Genomic DNA, 16,744 nt, shown 5'->3' on the forward strand with positions numbered 1-16,744 from the left:
AGGAGAAATTTTTCCGGCTGATTTCGCCGATTGTTTCAATGCACCATCACGCAGTAAAACCTCACTAAGCAGCGAGACTGTCGACGCCGGCGCCCTTCAACAGCTCGGCGAGCTGCTTGCGGGCATAAAACATCCGCGTCTTCACGGTGCTCTGCGGAATGCCGATGATCGCGCCGACTTCCTCGACCGACTTCTCATGATAGTAGACGAGGTTGATGATCTCGCGGTGCGCCGGCGACAGCTTTGCGACGCAGGCGCGCAGGATCTCGCTGGTCGTGGCGCGGTCGAGCGACGCTTCCGGCGTGTCGGCCCCATCGGGAATCTCGCGGACGTCCTCCTGGTCGATGTCCTCGAAGCGGCGCTGGCGCAGCGAGGTCAGCGCCTTGAAACGGGCGATCGACAACAGCCAGGTCGAGACCTGCGAACGTCCCTCGAATTGGGTCGCGGTGCGCCACACGTCCAGGAACACCTGGCTCACCAGGTCTTCCGCCATGGTGGCGTCACGCACGATGCGGAGGATGAAGCGGTAAACCCGCACATGGTGCCGGGCGTAAAGGATATGCATCGCGGTACGGTTGCCGTCGGCGATACTCTCGACCAGCATCTCGTCCGAGACCGCCTGAGCAGCCATGATGCTCTGGCGCGCTGCGGCGTTGATGGCGACGACGTTCTGCATGACACTCTCCCCATGTGCCGCGTTCCGCGGCGCTTCCTTGGACAAAAGTGTTACTGAGCCAACGTTTCCGGACGTCTGCACCGGAAGCCCAAAATGGTTTCATGGGTAGGAGAATTGTTTCATCGGAAGGCTTGCGATGAAATATTCAAGGCAAAAATGTGAATATTTTCAACGCACGGAAAATTACAAGGGAGTCCGGACATGGGATGAAAATACCGCCGGTCGGCCTAACCTAAGATATAGGGCCGCCAACCAGCATTGGGTGTTGCCGGGGGTTCGGACAACCGGCTGCTTTCCGCAAAAAACACCTGCCGCAAGCGTCTTGGCCGGGTTTGGCCGGAGCATCTTTCGACCCGAGCATCCACGCGGACATCACAGAGGAAACCACGTGGCACCGCAGCTTGCACCTTAACGGCATCGGGCCGGGCTTTTGGCCGGAACGGCGCTTGGCCGTCGCCTCAAGCCTTCTCGCCGGGCGGCGAGAACAGGTAGCCGCCGCCGCGGATGGTGCGGATCACGGCGGGCTTGGTTGGGTCCGGCTCGATCTTGCGGCGGATGCGCATGATGCGCAGGTCGACGGCGCGGTCGAAGGCCTCGCTGTCGCGCGCGTTTGCGAGCTCCAACAGCCGCTCGCGCGACAGCACCCGCTTGGGGTTGGCGGCGAAAACTTTCAGCAACCCGAATTCGGATGCCGTGAGCGGGTGCTCGTTGCCGTCGTCGTCGCGCAAGGCCTGCGCCTCGAGATCAAGCCATTTGGTGCCGAACCGCACCAGTTGCTCCCTGGCGTTTTTCGCTGCCGGGGCTTCGGCCGGCGCCTTCGCTGGGCCGCTTCGCCGCAGCACCGAGCGGATGCGCGCCATCAATTCGCGCAGCTCGCAGGGCTTTGCGATGTAGTCGTCGGCGCCGAGCTCGAGCCCGACAACGCGGTCGATCGGGCTTGCGGTCGCGGTCAGCATGATGATCGGGACGTTGCCGCGGCTCTTGAGGTCGCGGATGATGGAAAGGCCGTCTTCCTCGGGCATGTTGAGGTCAAGCACGACGAGATCGGGCACGCCGCCCTCGATAGCGGTGCGCAGGCTTTTTCCCCCTTCGCACAGCGTCACGGTGAAGCCGTGCATCCTGAGATAGTCGCCGACCATCTCGCGCGCCGGCGCCTCGTCATCGACAATGATGATGTGTTGGCTCTGGCTCATGACATCTCGGTGGCAGGTAAGGTGATGGTGAAAGTCGATCCTTTGCCGGGTCCGTCGCTATTGGCTTTCACCTCCCCGCCGTGCATGTCAATGATCCGCTTCACAATCGAGAGGCCGAGGCCGGTCGAACTTTCGCCCGCGGTGGGCTTGGCGGAGAGCCGCTGGAAGCGGCCGAACAGCCGTCCCAGGTCCTCCGGCGACAGGCCGGCGCCCTCGTCGGTGACGCGGATGACGGTGTGGTTGTCCTCGTGGGCGACCAGGATAGCGATCTTGCCGCCGATCGGGCTGTATTTGATGGCGTTGCTGAAGAGATTGTCGATCGCCTCGCGGATGCGGTCGGCATCGCACATGGTAACGATGTTGGCCGGCGCCGAGACCGTGATGCTCTGCTGCTTGTTGAGCGCCATGGGCTGGTTGGCCTCGGCCACGTCGCTGACAAGCGCTGCGATATCGACCGGCTCGCGGCGGATGGTGATGTCGAAGGCATCCGCCATCGCGTCCGAGATCAGGTGATCGACCATCGAGGTCAGGCGCCTGGTGGCGTCGCGGATGTGGTCGATCTGCGCCGTGACGCTCTCGCGCGAGGCCGAGGTCGAGATCAGCTCGGTCAGCATCTCGGTGCGGCCCAGAATGACCCCGAGTGGGTTCTTCAGGTCATGGGCGACCGTGCCCAGGATCTCGTTCTTGAAGCCGTTGGCGCGCTGCAGCCGCAGCCACTGTGCCGAAAGCCTGCGGTTGGCCTGCATCAGCGCGCGGGTGCGCTGGGCGACGCGGTCCTCGAGCTGGGTGTTGGCCTCGTGCAGCTGCCGATAGAGAATGACATTGTCGAAGGCGATCGACAGCCGGCTGCCGAAAATCTCGACCAGCGAGCGGTCGGTCTCCGAGAGCGGGCGCTCGGCCTGGAGCAGCACCACCACTTCGCGGCCGCTTCCGGTGCGCACGTAGAGCACCGTGCGCTGGTCGGCGAATTCATGTTTGCGGCGGCGGAAGGCGGCTTCCACCATCGAGCGCAGATCGGTATCGAGGGATCTGGACCCCGCCAGGCCGATGAAACGGCTGTAGCAGCCGGAGCCGGCCAGTACGGAGAAATCGTCGCCGCTCGTATTGCCGTCGTCGCGCAGCACCAGGATCCCGGCGCAATCGACATTGAGCAGCGAGGCGAGCTGGGTCAGCACGCCCTCGGCGAGTCGCTGCATCGATTTGAAGTCATAGAGCGTGGAGGCGGCATCGATGATGATTTCGAGCCCGCGCCTGGTCTGCACCATGCGCTCGAGCTGCTGATAGCTGCGCAGTGCTGCGGTAAGCGAGGTGAACAGCTTGTCGGCGGTGAGCTCGGTCTTCGCCTTGTAGTCGTTGATGTCGTATTGAACGATGACGCGCCGCTCCGGCGCCTGGCCGGGCTGCCCGGTGCGCAGGATGATGCGCACGGTCTCGTTCCTGATCTCGTTGCGGATGTATTCGACGAGCTCGAGCCCTGCGACATCCGTCTCCATGATGACGTCGAGCAGCACGGCTGCGATGTCCGGATTGGCCCGCATCAGGGTGCGGCCTTCCGCCGCGGAGTACGCCGACAGGATCTCCAGCCCCTGGCCATTCAGGCTGTAGTCGGACAGCGCAAAGCGGGTTCCCTCGTGCACCGCCTGATCGTCGTCGATGACGGCGATCTTCCATTTGCGGGCGGACGTATCCTCCGGAGCTGCTCCGGTGTCGTCAATCAGGTGGAGGACATCGTCCTGTTCGGCCATTGCGACGTTCCGTCGATCTCATCTGTTGCTGCACCGCCCTTGGCGGTCCGGGGCATGATAATGCGAAAAGTAGTGCCTTGTCCCAGTCTTGACTCCAGCATCATGCGCCCGCCCAGCTGCTGGGTGACAAGATTATAGACGATGTGGAGCCCAAGGCCGGTCCCGCCCTCGTTGCGCCGCGTGGTGAAGAAGGGGTCGAAGGCCTGCCGCTGCACATCCGGGGTCATTCCAGCCCCGTTATCGGCGAAAATGATCTCGACATCATCGGGCCCGCGCGGCCGGGCGGAGATCGAGATCGTCCCGGCCCGGCCGTCAGTGAAGGCGTGGTTGACGGCATTGAGGAAGAGATTGGTCAGGATCTGGCCGTAGGAGCCGGGATAGCCGTCGACCATGAGCCCTTCCGGCACGTCGACCTCGAGCGCGATCCGTCCCCGTTTCAGGACCGGCTTGAGGCTCGTGATGATCTGGTCGGTCGCTTCGCCGAGCAGGAATTGCCGGCGCTCGGCATGCGAGCGGTCCACCGCGACCTGCTTGAAGGACTGAATCAGCTCGCCGGCGCGGTGCAGATTGGCGACAAGCTGCTGGGAGGCATCGCGCGAGGAGCGGACGAACTCCTCGAGCTGCGAGCGCCGCAGCCCGCCCTCGGATTTCAGCTCGGCCTCGAACATCTCGCTGCGCCGCGCGAAACTCGATGCAACGGTGAGGCTGATGCCGATCGGGTTGTTCACCTCATGAGCGACGCCTGCGACCAGGCCGCCGAGCGCGGCAAGCCGCTCGGCGTCGATCAAATTCTGCTGCGCGGTATTAAGCTCGAACAGCGCGCTTTCAGCCCGCTCCTTCGAGGCGCGCAGATCGTCCTCGGCCTTGCGCCTGGCGATCGCATTTTCGCGGAACACCTCGACCGCGCGCGCCATGGCCCCGACCTCGTCCCGCGCATTGATACCCTGCACCTCGCGCTCGAAGTCACCCATGGTGATGGCACGCATCGAGGTCATGATCTGCTGCAGTGGCAGGCGGATCGACAGTGCGATCAGCACGCCGGCGCTCAGGATGACGCCGAGGAACATCACGGCAATGGTCAGCACCCGGCGCGAGATGTCGGACAGCGCCTGGTCGAAGGTCGCCTGCGCCGCCTGCTCGCGTTCGCGCATCTTGGCGGATAACTCGTCGACCGCCCCGGTCGCTTCGGCCTGCGTCGCGTCGATGGTGTTATGCAACAGCTCCGTGCGGTCGGTAAGCTCGTTGGACAATTTGGACAGGCCGTCGCGCAGCGCCGCCGTGCGCGTCTTGAGCCGCTGCAGCGCCATCCGCTGCAGGTCGTTGTCGGCGAGGTCGCTCATCACGGGGATGGTCTTTTCGATCGTCTCGGTGTTGTGGCGCGCCTCCTCGGCGGAGGCGGTGGCGAGCGACAGGTAATAGGAATTGGCCGCAACAAGCATCGCGGTGAAGGCTTCGCGGGACTTGCCGAGCGAGGGCCAGATCAGCGCGTCGCGGTGGCCGGTGGCACCCTCGATGATGGAATAGAGCCCCGCCATGTCCTTGGCTGGCGCCAGCACCTGCTCCTCATAGGTCTTGGAGATCTTGGTCTGTACCGAGCGCAACTGGCCGAAACCGTCCAGGAAGCGCTCGGTGACGTGCTCGAGCTCCTCGACCGAGCCCGACAGCATCGGGTCGGTGGAGGCGCGCGTGGTCAGCGTGCCGAGCACCGCCTCGCGCACCAGCAATATTTCCGCAAACAGCTCGGGACTCGGCTGGTTGATGTAGCGATGGATCAGGTTCTGCAGCCGGCCGGTCTCGCTCTCCAGCCGCGCCAGGATCTTTTCGGATTCGCGCGCCTGCCTGACGTCGTTCCACGCCGAGCCCAGCACCTTTGCGCCGTTCCAGATCATGACGGCGAGCACAAGCACGACCGCCGAGTTCAGCGCGGCGATCGACAGAATGCGCCAGCGGATCGGGACCGCGCGCACGATCCCGACGACGCGCGCACGGATCGGCGTGGTGTGAGCCACTCCTCCCGCGTCGTTCGCAGCGTCGCTGTGCTCGGGCGCCGTCACAGCCTCCTCACTCCACCTTGCGAATGCGATCGATCAGCGCGGCCGCTGCCGGATCGCGCCGGGCTTTTTGATAGATCGGGGCCATCGCCGCTTCGAACGGCTTGCGGTCGAAATCTCTGATGACGGTGACCCCAGCTTCTTCCGCCTGCTCACGCGAGCGCTGTTCGAGATCGCGCCATTTCTCATGCATGAAGCGGCTGGAGGCGGCGGCAGCTTCGCGGAAGATCTGCCGGTCCGCTTCCGAGAGGCTCTTCCAGGCCTTTTGCGACATCACCAGCACCTCCGGGCTCATGGTGTGCTCGGTGAGGGCGTAGAAGCTCGCATGCTTGTAGTGATCCGTCGTGATGTAGGAGGGCCAGTTGTTCTCCGCCCCATCGATCAGACGGGTGGCCAGCGCAGTCAGCACCTGCCCATAGGGCAACTCGACCGGTTCGGCGCCAAGCGTGCGCATCATGTCCGACATCAATTCCGATTGCTGCACACGAATGCGCAGGCCCCTGAGATCGGCGACCGCGCGGACCGGCCGCATGCTGGAATAGATCGAGCGCGCCCCGGAATCGTAAAACGCGAGCCCGACAAAGCCGTAGGGCTCGAAACTTGCCAGCATCTCCTGGCCGATCGGGCCGTCCAGCACTTTCTGGAGATGCTCGGCGGAATGGAACAGAAACGGCATAGCCAAAACGTTCATCGCCGGCACGAAACTGCCCAGCAATGCGACATTTGTACGATTGAGATCGATGGCGCCGACGCGCGTCTGCTCGATGGTTTCCTTTTCCTCGCCCAGTTGACGGGAATGGAACACCCGGATTTTGAGCCGTCCGGCGCTGCGCCGCTCGATCAGGCCACCCATGTAGTTCAGGGCCTGGACGGTGGGATAGTCTTCGCTTTGGGTATCGGCGGCACGAAATTCGCGCGCGACAACGCTCGTGGGGGCGACTGTGGTCAACAGCGCCACAACGAGTACACAAGCCCGCCAAAGCTCGGCGTCGTACTCAGCCAACTTTCATCCCCTCGTGATGATGTCGATGCAGATTGGAAAAGGTTCAATGCGCTTTGCATCGAGAGGCGGGATCGCGCTATTGTGCCGACCGGTTCCGGGGCGTCAATGGCCTGACGGATCGACGATTTTTCGCGATTAATACTGTGCAGCGCCGCAATATACTCAGGCGCGAATTTCTGCGCCGTCACACGTTTTCAGACGGGCGGATTGGGAGTGTTTTGGCGTGAGACAAGCCCTCAGATCATTGGCCATCGTCGCCGCGACAATAGGCTTCGCGACCCAGGCTCGCGCCGCAATCGAAATCCAGTGGTGGCACGCGATGTCCGGCGAGCTCGGCCGGCAGGTGGAGAAACTCGCCGCCGATTTCAATGCCTCGCAATCCGATTACCGGATTGTGCCGAGCTACAAGGGCAACTACACGGAGACCGTCACCGCGGCGGTGTTCGCGTTCCGCTCCAAGAGCCAGCCGGCCATAGTCCAGGTCAACGAGATCGCCACCGCGACCATGACCGCCGCGCGCGGCGCGATCTATCCGGTCTATGAATTGATGCGGGACCAGCAAGAGGCGTTTTCGCCGTCGGCCTATCTGCCGGCCGTGACTGGCTATTACGCAGATGCCAAGGGCAATATGCTGTCGTTCCCGTTCAACGCGTCGACCCCGATCCTTTATTACAACAAGAACATGTTCCGTGATGCGGGCCTCGATCCGAACCAGCCGCCGAAGACCTGGCCGGAGGTGGGGCAGGACGCGACGCGATTGCGCGATCGGGGCGTAGCTTGCGGCTTCACGACGTCCTGGCCCTCCTGGATCAATGTCGAGAACTTCTCCGCCTTCCACAATCTGCCGCTTGCGAGCCGCGCCAACGGCTTTGGTGGGCTCGACGCAGTTCTGACCTTCAACAATCCGCTGCTGATGCGGCATATCGCCCAGCTTGCCGAATGGCAGAAAACAAAAGTGTTCGATTATTCCGGGCGCGCGCAGTCGGCGGAGCCGCGCTTCCAGGATGGCGAGTGCGGCATCTTCATCGGCTCGNCCGCGACGCGCGCGGACATCGTCGCCAATTCGAAGTTCGAGGTCGGTTACGGTATGTTGCCCTACTGGCCCGACATCGAGGGGGCGCCGCAAAATTCCATTATCGGGGGCGCGACGTTGTGGGTGCTGCGCGACCGCCCGCCCGAAGAATACAAGGGCGTTGCCAAGTTCTTTGCCTTTCTCTCCCGGCCCGAGGTGCAGGCCGCCTGGCACCAGAACACGGGCTATTTGCCGATCACCCGCGCCGCCTTCGACCTGACCCGCTCGCAAGGGTTCTACGACCGCACTCCCGGCGCTGCGATCTCGATCGAACAGATCACCCTCAAACCGCCCACGGAGAATTCGAGAGGCATCCGGCTCGGATCGTTCGTGCTGATCCGCGACGCCATCGAAGACGAACTGGAGTTGGCGTTTGCGGGTAAGAAATCGGCCCAGGTCGCACTCGATTCCGCGGCCGGGCGAGGAAATCGGCTGCTGCGCCAGTTCGAGCGGGCAAACCCGGATCGTTAACGGGCGCCCGTCAATAAAAGGACCTGCCAAATTAAGGACCTGCCAAATTAAATTGCTCTTTTTGTGAGCAATTGCGCGTCTTTGTATGCAATCGGCCTGGCCGCCGTCAGAACAGTCCGACAAGATCCTGAAATCAAATCATGGGTTTATCGCGCCACTCGGCATTCGTTACGCCTTGGCACGAACCTTGCGATGCTAGCTCCAATCGGTTGTCCTGCCAATGTTGGAGCATCACCCATGAAACGCCGCGACTTCCTCAAATCCGTCTCCGGATTGGCCGCGGGCACCATGGTGTCGGCGCCTGCGATCTTCTCGCCCGCCAAGGCCGATGCGCGGTCCGAGACGCTCCTGATCGTCTCCGAAGGCGGGCCAAACAATCTCGACATCCATGGCGTCGGCACCAACGTGCCCGGCTATGAGGTGTCGTGGAATTGCTACGACCGGCTGATCACCCATGAGATGAAAAGCGGCCCGGGCGGCGTGCCCTATTACGATCGCGACAAGATCAAGGGCGAACTCGCCGAGGACATGAACCTCGGCGACATGTCGGTCACCTTCAAATTGAAGAAGAACGCCAAATTCCACGACGGCGCGCCGGTCACCGCGAAGGACGTCAAATGGTCGCTCGACCGCGCGGTCAGCGTTGGCGGCTTCCCGACCTTCCAGATGAGCGCGGGCTCGCTCACCAAGCCCGAGCAGTTCGTCATCGTCGACGACTACACGGTGCGCGTCGATTTTCTCAAAAAGGACAAGCTCACCATTCCCGACCTCGCGGTCATCGTGCCCTGCGTGGTCAATTCGGAGCTGGTGAAAAGGAGCGCCTCCGAGAAGGACCCCTGGGGCCTCGAATACACCAAGCAACAGACCGCGGGCTCCGGCGCCTACAAGGTGACCAAATGGACCGCGGGCACCGAAGTGGTGATGGAGCGCAACGACGCCTGGGTCGGCGGGCCCGTGCCGAAGATCAGGCGCGTGATCTGGCGCATGGTGCCGCAGGCCGGCAACCGCCGCGCGCTGCTCGAACGGGGCGACGCCGATATCTCCTATGAGCTGCCGAACAAGGACTTTCAGGAGATGAAGGCGGAGAGCAAGCTCAACGTGGTGTCGCTGCCGTTTTCCAACGGCATCCAGTATATCGGCATGAACGTCACCAAGCCGCCGTTCGACAATCTCAAGGTGCGGCAGGCGGTGGCCTATGCGCTGCCCTATCAGAAGATCATGGACGCGGTGTTGTTCGGCCTCGCCAACCCGATGTTCGGCGCGCCCGCAGACAAGCCGACCGAGGTCGGCTGGCCGCAAGCCCATAAATATTTCACCGACATGGAGAAGGCCAAGGCGCTGATGGCGGAAGCCGGCTACGCCAACAGCATCGAGACCACGCTGTCATTCGACCTCAATTTCGCGCAGGTCAACGAGCCGCTTTGCGTGCTGGTGCAGGAGAGCCTGGGCCAGATCGGCATCAAATGCACGATCAACAAGGTGCCCGGCGCCAACTGGCGCACCGAACTCACCAAGAAGGAAATGCCGCTGTTCACCAACGTATTCTCGGGCTGGCTCGATTACCCCGAATACTTCTTCTACTGGTGCTATCACGGCAACAATTCGATCTTCAACACCATGAGCTACAAGTCGCCGGAGATGGACAGGCTCATCGACGGCGCGCGCGAGTCGGCCGCAACCGGCGACACCGCAGCCTACGACAAGGACGTGAAGGGCTTTGTCGATCTGGCCTTTAGCGACATTCCGCGCATCCCGCTCTATCAGCCCTTCGTCAACGTCGCGATGCAGAAGAACATCTCCGGCTATCAATACTGGTTCCACCGCCGGCTCGACTATCGCAGCCTGGTGAAGGCGTGAGTGCCGCGCGCCAAATCGGTTTTGACAGTTTTCGCTTTCCCTCGGGAGCTGGGGGAAGGATGGATGCGCCCCGCGCAAGCGGGCTGCGTCCAGGTGGGGGGCATGTCTGGAACGGCCCTGGCATGCCCCGCCACCGTCCACGCTGCGTGGAGACGCGTCCATGCTGAGCCTGATCGGCAAGCGGCTGATGTTTGCGGTCCCGAGCCTGATCGGGGTCGTGATCGTGACCTTCCTCCTGACCCGCGCGCTGCCCGGCGATCCCGCCGCCTATTTTGCAGGTCCCGCGGCGACCACGGAGGCGGTCGAGCAGATCCGCAAGAAACTCGGCTTCGACCGGCCGCTGATTGAGCAGTTCATCCGCTACACCAACGATCTCGCCCATGGCGACCTCGGAACGTCGCTGACCACAGGCCAGCCGGTTGCGACTGAAATCCGCAATCGTTTGCCGGCCTCCGCCGAGCTCACCTTGCTCGGCCTCATCATTTCAGTTGCGATCGCGCTGCCATTGGGTGTGCTTGCCGCAACCAGACCAGGCTCCTGGATCGATCATCTCTGTCGTGTGACGACAACGGCCGGCGTGTCGCTGCCGGTGTTCTTCACCGGGCTGGTGCTGGTCTATGTGTTCTATTTCCTGCTTGGCTGGTCGCCCGCGCCGCTCGGCCGTCTCGATGTGTTCTACAGCGCGCCGCCGACGGTGACCGGCTTCTATTTGATCGACGCCCTGATCGAGCGCGATTTCGAGGCGTTCCGCTCGGCACTGAGCCAGCTCATCCTCCCCGCGGCGACGCTTGCAATCTTCTCGCTGGCGCCGATCGCGCGCATGACCCGCGCCTCCATGCTCTCGGTGCTGGCGTCCGATTTCGTGCGCACCGCGCGCGCCAGCGGGCTCGCACCCGGCAAGGTGATCGTCACTTATGCGTTCCGCAACGCCTTGCTGCCGGTCATCACCACGCTGTCCATGGTGTTCTCCTTCCTGCTCGGCGCCAATGTGCTGGTGGAGAAGGTGTTCGCCTGGCCCGGCATCGGCTCCTATGCGGTGGAAGCCTTGATCTCCTCGGACTTCGCGCCGGTGCAGGGTTTTGTCCTCACCATGGCGGTGATGTACGTCGTTCTCAATCTGCTGATCGACATCCTCTATGGCGTGATCGATCCACGCGTCCGGCTGGAGGGCTGAAGTCATGAGCAGCGTCGCGCCGACGGTTGAACCTGCCGCGCCCGCACGGTCTTCGGGGCTGATCGCGCTGTTCGAGCACACCCGCTATGTGCTCGGCGAGAACAAGGTCACGGCATTTGCCTTCGGCCTGCTGGTCGTCATCCTCTTCGCTGCCCTGTTCGGGCCCTATATCGTTCCCTACGATCCGCTCGCCTCCGATACGGTCGCGGCGCTGAAGCCGCCCTCGGCGGCGCATTGGTTCGGCACCGACCAATTGGGCCGCGACATCTTCAGCCGTGTCGTGGTCGCAACCCGGCTCGACACCTTCATCGCGGTTGCCTCCGTGGTGCTGGTGTTCCTGATGGGCGGGCTCGCCGGCATCGCGGCCGGCTATTTCGGCGGCTGGACTGACCGCATCGTAGGCCGCATCGCCGACACCATCATGGCCTTCCCGCTGTTCGTGCTGGCGATGGGCATCGTCGCCGCACTCGGCAACACCGTGCAGAACATCATCATTGCGACGGCGATCGTGAACTTCCCGCTCTACGCCCGCGTCGCGCGTGCGGAGGCCAACGTTCGCCGCGATGCCGGCTTCGTGCAGGCGGCGCGGCTCTCCGGCAATACCGAGTTCCGCATCCTGCTCGGGCATATCCTGCCCAACATCATGCCGATCATGATCGTGCAGATGTCGCTGACCATGGGCTACGCGATTTTGAACGCCGCCGGTCTCTCCTTCATTGGGCTTGGCGTACGGCCGCCGACCGCGGAATGGGGCATCATGGTCGCGGAGGGCGCGAGCTTCATGGTGTCAGGCGAATGGTGGATCGCGCTGTTCCCGGGCCTCGCGCTGATGATCGCGGTGTTCTGCTTCAACCTGCTCGGCGACGGCCTGCGCGACATCGTCGACCCGCAACGACGGACGTGACCAGCATGACCGCGCAACCCCTGCTCGACGTGCACGATCTCACGGTGGAGTTCACCACCCGCCGCGGCATCGTCAAGGCGGTGCAGCATGTCAATATCAGCGTCGGCAAGGGCGAGACGCTCGGCATTGTCGGCGAATCCGGCTCCGGCAAGTCGGTGACCTCCTATGCGGTGATGCGGATCCTCGACCGCGCGGGAAAAATCGCCGAGGGCTCGGTGATGTTCTCCGGCATCGATGTGAAAGCCGCCAGCGAAGGCGCAATGCGCGACCTGCGTGGCCGCGAAATCTCGATGATCTTCCAGAACCCGCGCGCCGCGCTCAACCCGATCCGTAAAGTCGGCGACCAGATCGAGGACGTGCTGCGCCAGCATGTGCAGCAATCGACCGTAGTCGAACGTGGCGAGAAGGCGATTCAAGCGCTGGAGCAGGTCAAGATCGCCCGTCCCCGCGAGCGCTATCACGCCTATCCGTTCGAGCTTTCCGGCGGCATGTGCCAGCGCGTCGTCATCGCGCTAGCGCTCGCCTGCAACCCGCAGCTCCTGATCGCGGACGAGCCGACCACCGGCCTCGATGTCACCACGCAGAAGGCGGTGATGGACCTGGTCGTCGAGCTCACCAAAAAGCGCGGCATGTCGACCATCCTGATCACACATGACCTCGGGCTCGCTGCTGCCTATTGCGACCGCGTGGTGGTGATGGAGAAGGGCCGGGTGGTCGAGACGGCGAAATCTGCCGAGATCTTTGCCAACCCGCAGCACCCCTACACAAAGAAGCTGATGCGCGCGACACCGCGGATCGGCGTGTCCCTGCGTGACCTGTTGCCAGAGGAGGCGCCTCTCAGCGCGAGCTCCGCTCGCCGCGACCCCCTGAAGGGCGAGGAGAGGGAGAAGAGCGGCGACTGCCAACCCCTCCTTCTCGTCGAAAAGCTGGTCAAGGAATATCCCCGCCAGGGCGCCACTGCGGTGCTGTCCAAACTCTTCTCCCGCAAGCCGCCGGTCGAGCCGGAAGTCTTTCGCGCCGTCGATGGCATCAGCTTCTCCGTCGGCCGAGGCGAGAGCGTCGGTCTGGTCGGCGAATCCGGCTGCGGCAAGTCAACGACGTCGATGATGGTGATGCGGCTGCTCGACCAGACCTCGGGCCGCATCGTGTTCAATGGCGAGGAGATCGGCGCCATCATGCCGAACGCCTTTGCGCGGCTGCCTTTGCGCAGCCAGATCCAGATGGTGTTCCAGGATCCGACCGACAGCCTCAACCCGCGCTTCACCGCGGCCCGCGCCATCGTCGATCCGATCCTGCAACTTGGCGACATCAGGGGCCGCGACGCGCGCGCCCGCTGCGAGGAGCTGGCCACCCTGGTCGGCCTGCCGCTCAATTTGCTGGATCGTTTCCCGCATCAATTGTCCGGCGGCCAGAAGGCCCGTGTCGGCATCGCGCGCGCGATCGCGCTCCACCCCAAACTCGTCATCCTGGACGAGCCGACCGCGGCGCTCGACGTCTCCGTGCAGGCCGTGGTGCTGAACCTGCTGCAGGACCTCAAGGCCTCCCTGGGCATGAGCTATTTGTTCGTGTCCCATGATTTGAATGTGGTACGCTTGTTGTGCGATCGTGTGATCGTGATGCGCACGGGACGGATCGTCGAGCAGGGGCAGGCCGAGCAAGTGCTTTCGGACCCGCAAGATCCCTACACCAGGGAGCTCCTGACAGCGATTCCGCATCCGCCACTGCCGGTGCACTGACGCGCCAAGGCAAAGACGAGGCAAAGGATAGGTATGGCTGCTGACCCGCTTGACGACTACATCGATGCCCTTGCAAACGCACTGGCGTTGCCGGTCGAGGATGCCTGGCGGCCGGCGATCAGGGCCAATCTCGATGTGTCGCTGAAGCTGGCGCGGATGGTCGACGCCTTTGCGCTGCCGGACGAGACTGAGCCTGCCCCCATCTTTAGCGCTTGATGCCGTGATGACTGCAAACCCGATTGGACTTTCCGCCGCGGAGATCGCGCAAGCGGTCGCAGCACGCAAGATGTCCGCGCTTTCCGTCACCGAAGCCGCGCTGGCGCGGATCAAGCAGCACGATACGGTGCTCAATTCCTTCACCGACGTGACCGGCGATCGCGCCCGCGCCAGGGCGCGCGCGATCGATGCTGCGCTCGCCGCAGGCGAGGGGGTCGGTCCGCTCGCCGGCGTTCCCTTCGCCGTCAAGAACCTGTTCGACGTGAAGGGGCTTGCGACCCGCGCAGGTTCGAAGATCAACCGTGACCTGCCGCCGGCTTCGCGCGATGCAACCCTGATCGAGCGGATGGAAGCGGCCGGCGCCGTGCTGGTCGGCGCGCTGAACATGGGCGAATACGCCTATGACTTCACCGGCGAGAACGTCCATGACGGACCGTCGCGCAACCCGCATGACCCGACGCGGATGAGCGGCGGTTCCTCGGGCGGCTCGGGCAGTGCCGTCGGCGGCGCGTTGGTGCCGATCGCGCTCGGCTCCGACACCAACGGCTCGATCCGCGTGCCGTCCTCGTTCTGCGGCATCTTCGGCCTGAAACCGACCTATGGACGATTGTCGCGTGCGCGCTCCTTTCCCTTTGTCGCAAGCCTCGATCATCTTGGCCCGTTCGCGCGCAGTGTAACCGACCTTGCGCTGGCCTATGACGCCATGCAGGGTCCCGACGCGGATGATGGCGCCTGCGCGACGCGCGAGATCGAGCCCGTGACATCGCTGGTCGGCCAGGGCCTCGGCGATCTTCGCATCGCTCTCGCCGGCGGCTACTTCCAGCAGAACGTCTTTGCCGAAGCCAAGGAAGCGGTCGCGCGTGTCGCAAGGGCGCTGAATGTGAGTGAGACGGTTGAGCTGCCCGAGGCGGCCCGCGCCCGCGCTGCGGCCTATGTCGTCACCACGGTCGAAGGCGCCTCACTGCATCTTGAGCGCCTGCGCACGCGCCCCAACGATTTCGATCCCGCGGTGCGCGACCGGCTGATCGCGGGCGCCATGATCCCCGCGCCCCTGGTCGATCGCGCGCAGAAATTCCGCTGCTGGTATCGCGCGCAGGTGGCAGACCTGTTCAAGACGGTCGACGTGATCATTGCGCCGGCGACGCCCTGCGTTGCGCCCAAGCTCGGCCAGTCGGCCTTCGTGCTCGACGGCGTCGAGCTGCCGGTGCGCGCCAATATCGGCATCCACACCCAGCCGATCTCCTTCATCGGCCTGCCTGCCGTTGCGGTGCCGGTCCCGCTGGAGCCGATGCCTATTGGGGTGCAGATCATCGCCGCGCCGTGGCGCGAGGACATCGCACTGCGAGTGGCCTTCGCGCTCGAGCAGATGGGCGTTGCCGTCGCGCCGCAGCCGAAAGGACTCTAGAGGATCACGAAGAGATGGATATCGATCTGCCTGACGTCGTCGCCGAAATGACCGCGCAATTCGAGCGCTATGAGACCGCGCTGGTCAACAACGACGTTGCCGTGCTCGGGGAGTTGTTCCGCAACGATCCCCGCACGCTGCGCTATGGCATCGGCGAGAATCTCTATGGCCATGCCGAGATCAACGCCTTCCGCGCCGCCCGCTCGCCGGTCGGACTGATGCGCAGCACCGCGCGGACCGTGATCACGACCTACGGCCGGGACACCGCTGTGGCCTCGACCCTGTTCTACCGCGACAGTGCGCCCGGTCGGGTCGGACGGCAAATGCAGACCTGGGTCCGTTTCCCGGAAGGCTGGAGAATCGTCGCTGCCCATGTCAGCATCATCGATGAACCAAAGGTTGTTGCCACATGAGCCTCGACGATCTCCCCGCCAACAGCGCCTCGCCCAAGGAAAGGGCTAAAGAAGGGGCCAAGGACGGGGTCGTGGTTCGGCGTGTCGACCGGGCGTCGGGGCCTGCGGAAAAGATCACCCGGGCAGAAGAACTGCGGCTCCAACTCGCTGATGAGATCGTGCGCGGCACGCTGGGGCCAGGCGCGCCGCTGGACGAGACCGAAATCGCCCGCCGCTTCAACGTTTCGCGCACCCCGGTGCGCGAGGCGCTGCGCCAGCTCGCGGCTTCCGGGCTGGTCGAAACCCGCGCCCATCGCGGCGCCGTGGTGGCGCGACCGACGCTGGAACGGCTGACCGGCATGTTCGAGGCCATGGCGGAACTGGAAGCGATCTGCGCCGGTCTTGCCGCCGAGCGCATGACCCCGGTCGAGCGTCACCAGCTGGAGGCCGTGCATGAGGAGTTGCGCGTGCTCTCCTATGCCGGCAACCCGGACCGCTTCCACGAGGTCAATGAGCGCTTCCACAACACGATCTATGCTGGCTCGCAGAACACCTACATTGCCGAGATGACGCTTGCGACCCGGGTGCGCGTGCAGCCGTTCCGCCGCGCCCAGTTCCGCAATCTCGGGCGGCTCGCGAAGTCGCACGCCGAGCACGACCGCGTGGTGGTCGCGATCATGCGGGGCGACAAGGCCGGCGCCGAGCTCGCGATGCGCGCGCATATCGAGCTGGTGCGCGACGAGTACGAGCTCTACGCGGTGTCGGTGTAGCGCGCGCTCTCTCTCCGTCATTCCGGGGCGCGCGAAGCGCGAACCCGGAATCTCGAGATTCCGGGTTCGATGCTGTCGC

Annotated in this window: 14 protein-coding genes; 9 read left to right on the top strand and 5 right to left on the bottom strand. The window is 63.9% G+C overall.

Features of this window, described 5'->3' with window-relative positions; all coding sequences use genetic code 11:
- Nucleotides 1-64: 64 nt before the first annotated feature.
- From A3AI_RS0116035 to A3AI_RS0116055, 5 genes are all read right to left on the bottom strand, one after another.
- Entirely contained in the window at nucleotides 65-676 is a 612-nt protein-coding gene (locus tag A3AI_RS0116035; RefSeq protein WP_024516566.1) for a sigma-70 family RNA polymerase sigma factor, read from the bottom strand.
- A gap of 458 nt (nucleotides 677-1,134) precedes the next feature.
- The gene (locus A3AI_RS0116040) at nucleotides 1,135-1,869 is read right to left on the bottom strand and encodes a response regulator (protein ID WP_024516567.1); all 735 of its coding nucleotides are present in this window, start codon (nucleotides 1,867-1,869) and stop codon (nucleotides 1,135-1,137) included.
- The gene (locus tag A3AI_RS0116045) at nucleotides 1,866-3,614 is read right to left on the bottom strand and encodes an ATP-binding response regulator (protein ID WP_024516568.1); all 1,749 of its coding nucleotides are present in this window, start codon (nucleotides 3,612-3,614) and stop codon (nucleotides 1,866-1,868) included. Before A3AI_RS0116045 ends, A3AI_RS0116040 begins: the two co-directional genes overlap by 4 nt.
- Nucleotides 3,584-5,668, bottom strand: a complete 2,085-nt coding sequence (locus A3AI_RS0116050; RefSeq protein WP_024516569.1) for an ATP-binding protein — start codon at nucleotides 5,666-5,668, stop codon at nucleotides 3,584-3,586. Before A3AI_RS0116050 ends, A3AI_RS0116045 begins: the two co-directional genes overlap by 31 nt.
- Nucleotides 5,669-5,675: 7 nt before the next feature.
- Nucleotides 5,676-6,668: a TRAP transporter substrate-binding protein gene (locus A3AI_RS0116055; RefSeq protein WP_051382420.1), complete on the bottom strand. Its 993-nt coding sequence runs from the start codon at nucleotides 6,666-6,668 to the stop codon at nucleotides 5,676-5,678.
- 223 nt (nucleotides 6,669-6,891) lie between these two features.
- On the opposite strand from A3AI_RS0116055, the gene ugpB reads away from it, so the two are divergent.
- The 9 genes from ugpB to A3AI_RS0116100 all read left to right on the top strand — a co-directional run bounded on the left by ugpB (nucleotide 6,892) and on the right by A3AI_RS0116100 (nucleotide 16,665).
- A complete protein-coding gene (gene ugpB / locus A3AI_RS0116060; RefSeq protein ID WP_024516571.1) occupies nucleotides 6,892-8,211 on the top strand; it encodes a sn-glycerol-3-phosphate ABC transporter substrate-binding protein UgpB in 1,320 nt (439 codons plus the stop codon).
- A gap of 237 nt (nucleotides 8,212-8,448) precedes the next feature.
- On the top strand, nucleotides 8,449-10,068 hold the full coding sequence (locus A3AI_RS0116065; RefSeq protein WP_024516572.1) for an ABC transporter substrate-binding protein: 1,620 nt from the start codon (nucleotides 8,449-8,451) through the stop codon (nucleotides 10,066-10,068).
- A 160-nt stretch (nucleotides 10,069-10,228) separates the two neighbouring features.
- Nucleotides 10,229-11,242: an ABC transporter permease gene (locus A3AI_RS0116070; protein ID WP_024516573.1), complete on the top strand. Its 1,014-nt coding sequence runs from the start codon at nucleotides 10,229-10,231 to the stop codon at nucleotides 11,240-11,242.
- Nucleotides 11,243-11,246: 4 nt separating this feature from the next.
- A complete protein-coding gene (locus A3AI_RS0116075; protein WP_024516574.1) occupies nucleotides 11,247-12,146 on the top strand; it encodes an ABC transporter permease in 900 nt (299 codons plus the stop codon).
- A 5-nt stretch (nucleotides 12,147-12,151) separates the two neighbouring features.
- Entirely contained in the window at nucleotides 12,152-13,882 is a 1,731-nt protein-coding gene (locus tag A3AI_RS0116080; RefSeq protein ID WP_024516575.1) for a dipeptide ABC transporter ATP-binding protein, read from the top strand.
- A gap of 33 nt (nucleotides 13,883-13,915) precedes the next feature.
- Nucleotides 13,916-14,098, top strand: a complete 183-nt coding sequence (locus tag A3AI_RS0116085; protein ID WP_024516576.1) for a DUF4089 domain-containing protein — start codon at nucleotides 13,916-13,918, stop codon at nucleotides 14,096-14,098.
- Between the two features lie 7 nt (nucleotides 14,099-14,105).
- Nucleotides 14,106-15,503, top strand: a complete 1,398-nt coding sequence (locus tag A3AI_RS0116090) for an AtzE family amidohydrolase (protein ID WP_024516577.1) — start codon at nucleotides 14,106-14,108, stop codon at nucleotides 15,501-15,503.
- A gap of 14 nt (nucleotides 15,504-15,517) precedes the next feature.
- The gene (gene hpxZ, locus A3AI_RS0116095; protein WP_024516578.1) at nucleotides 15,518-15,916 is read left to right on the top strand and encodes an oxalurate catabolism protein HpxZ; all 399 of its coding nucleotides are present in this window, start codon (nucleotides 15,518-15,520) and stop codon (nucleotides 15,914-15,916) included.
- On the top strand, nucleotides 15,913-16,665 hold the full coding sequence (locus tag A3AI_RS0116100; protein ID WP_024516579.1) for a GntR family transcriptional regulator: 753 nt from the start codon (nucleotides 15,913-15,915) through the stop codon (nucleotides 16,663-16,665). Before hpxZ ends, A3AI_RS0116100 begins: the two co-directional genes overlap by 4 nt.
- Nucleotides 16,666-16,744: the final 79 nt, after the last annotated feature.

It is taken from the genome of Bradyrhizobium sp. Tv2a-2 (assembly GCF_000472425.1).
Lineage (GTDB): Bacteria > Pseudomonadota > Alphaproteobacteria > Rhizobiales > Xanthobacteraceae > Bradyrhizobium.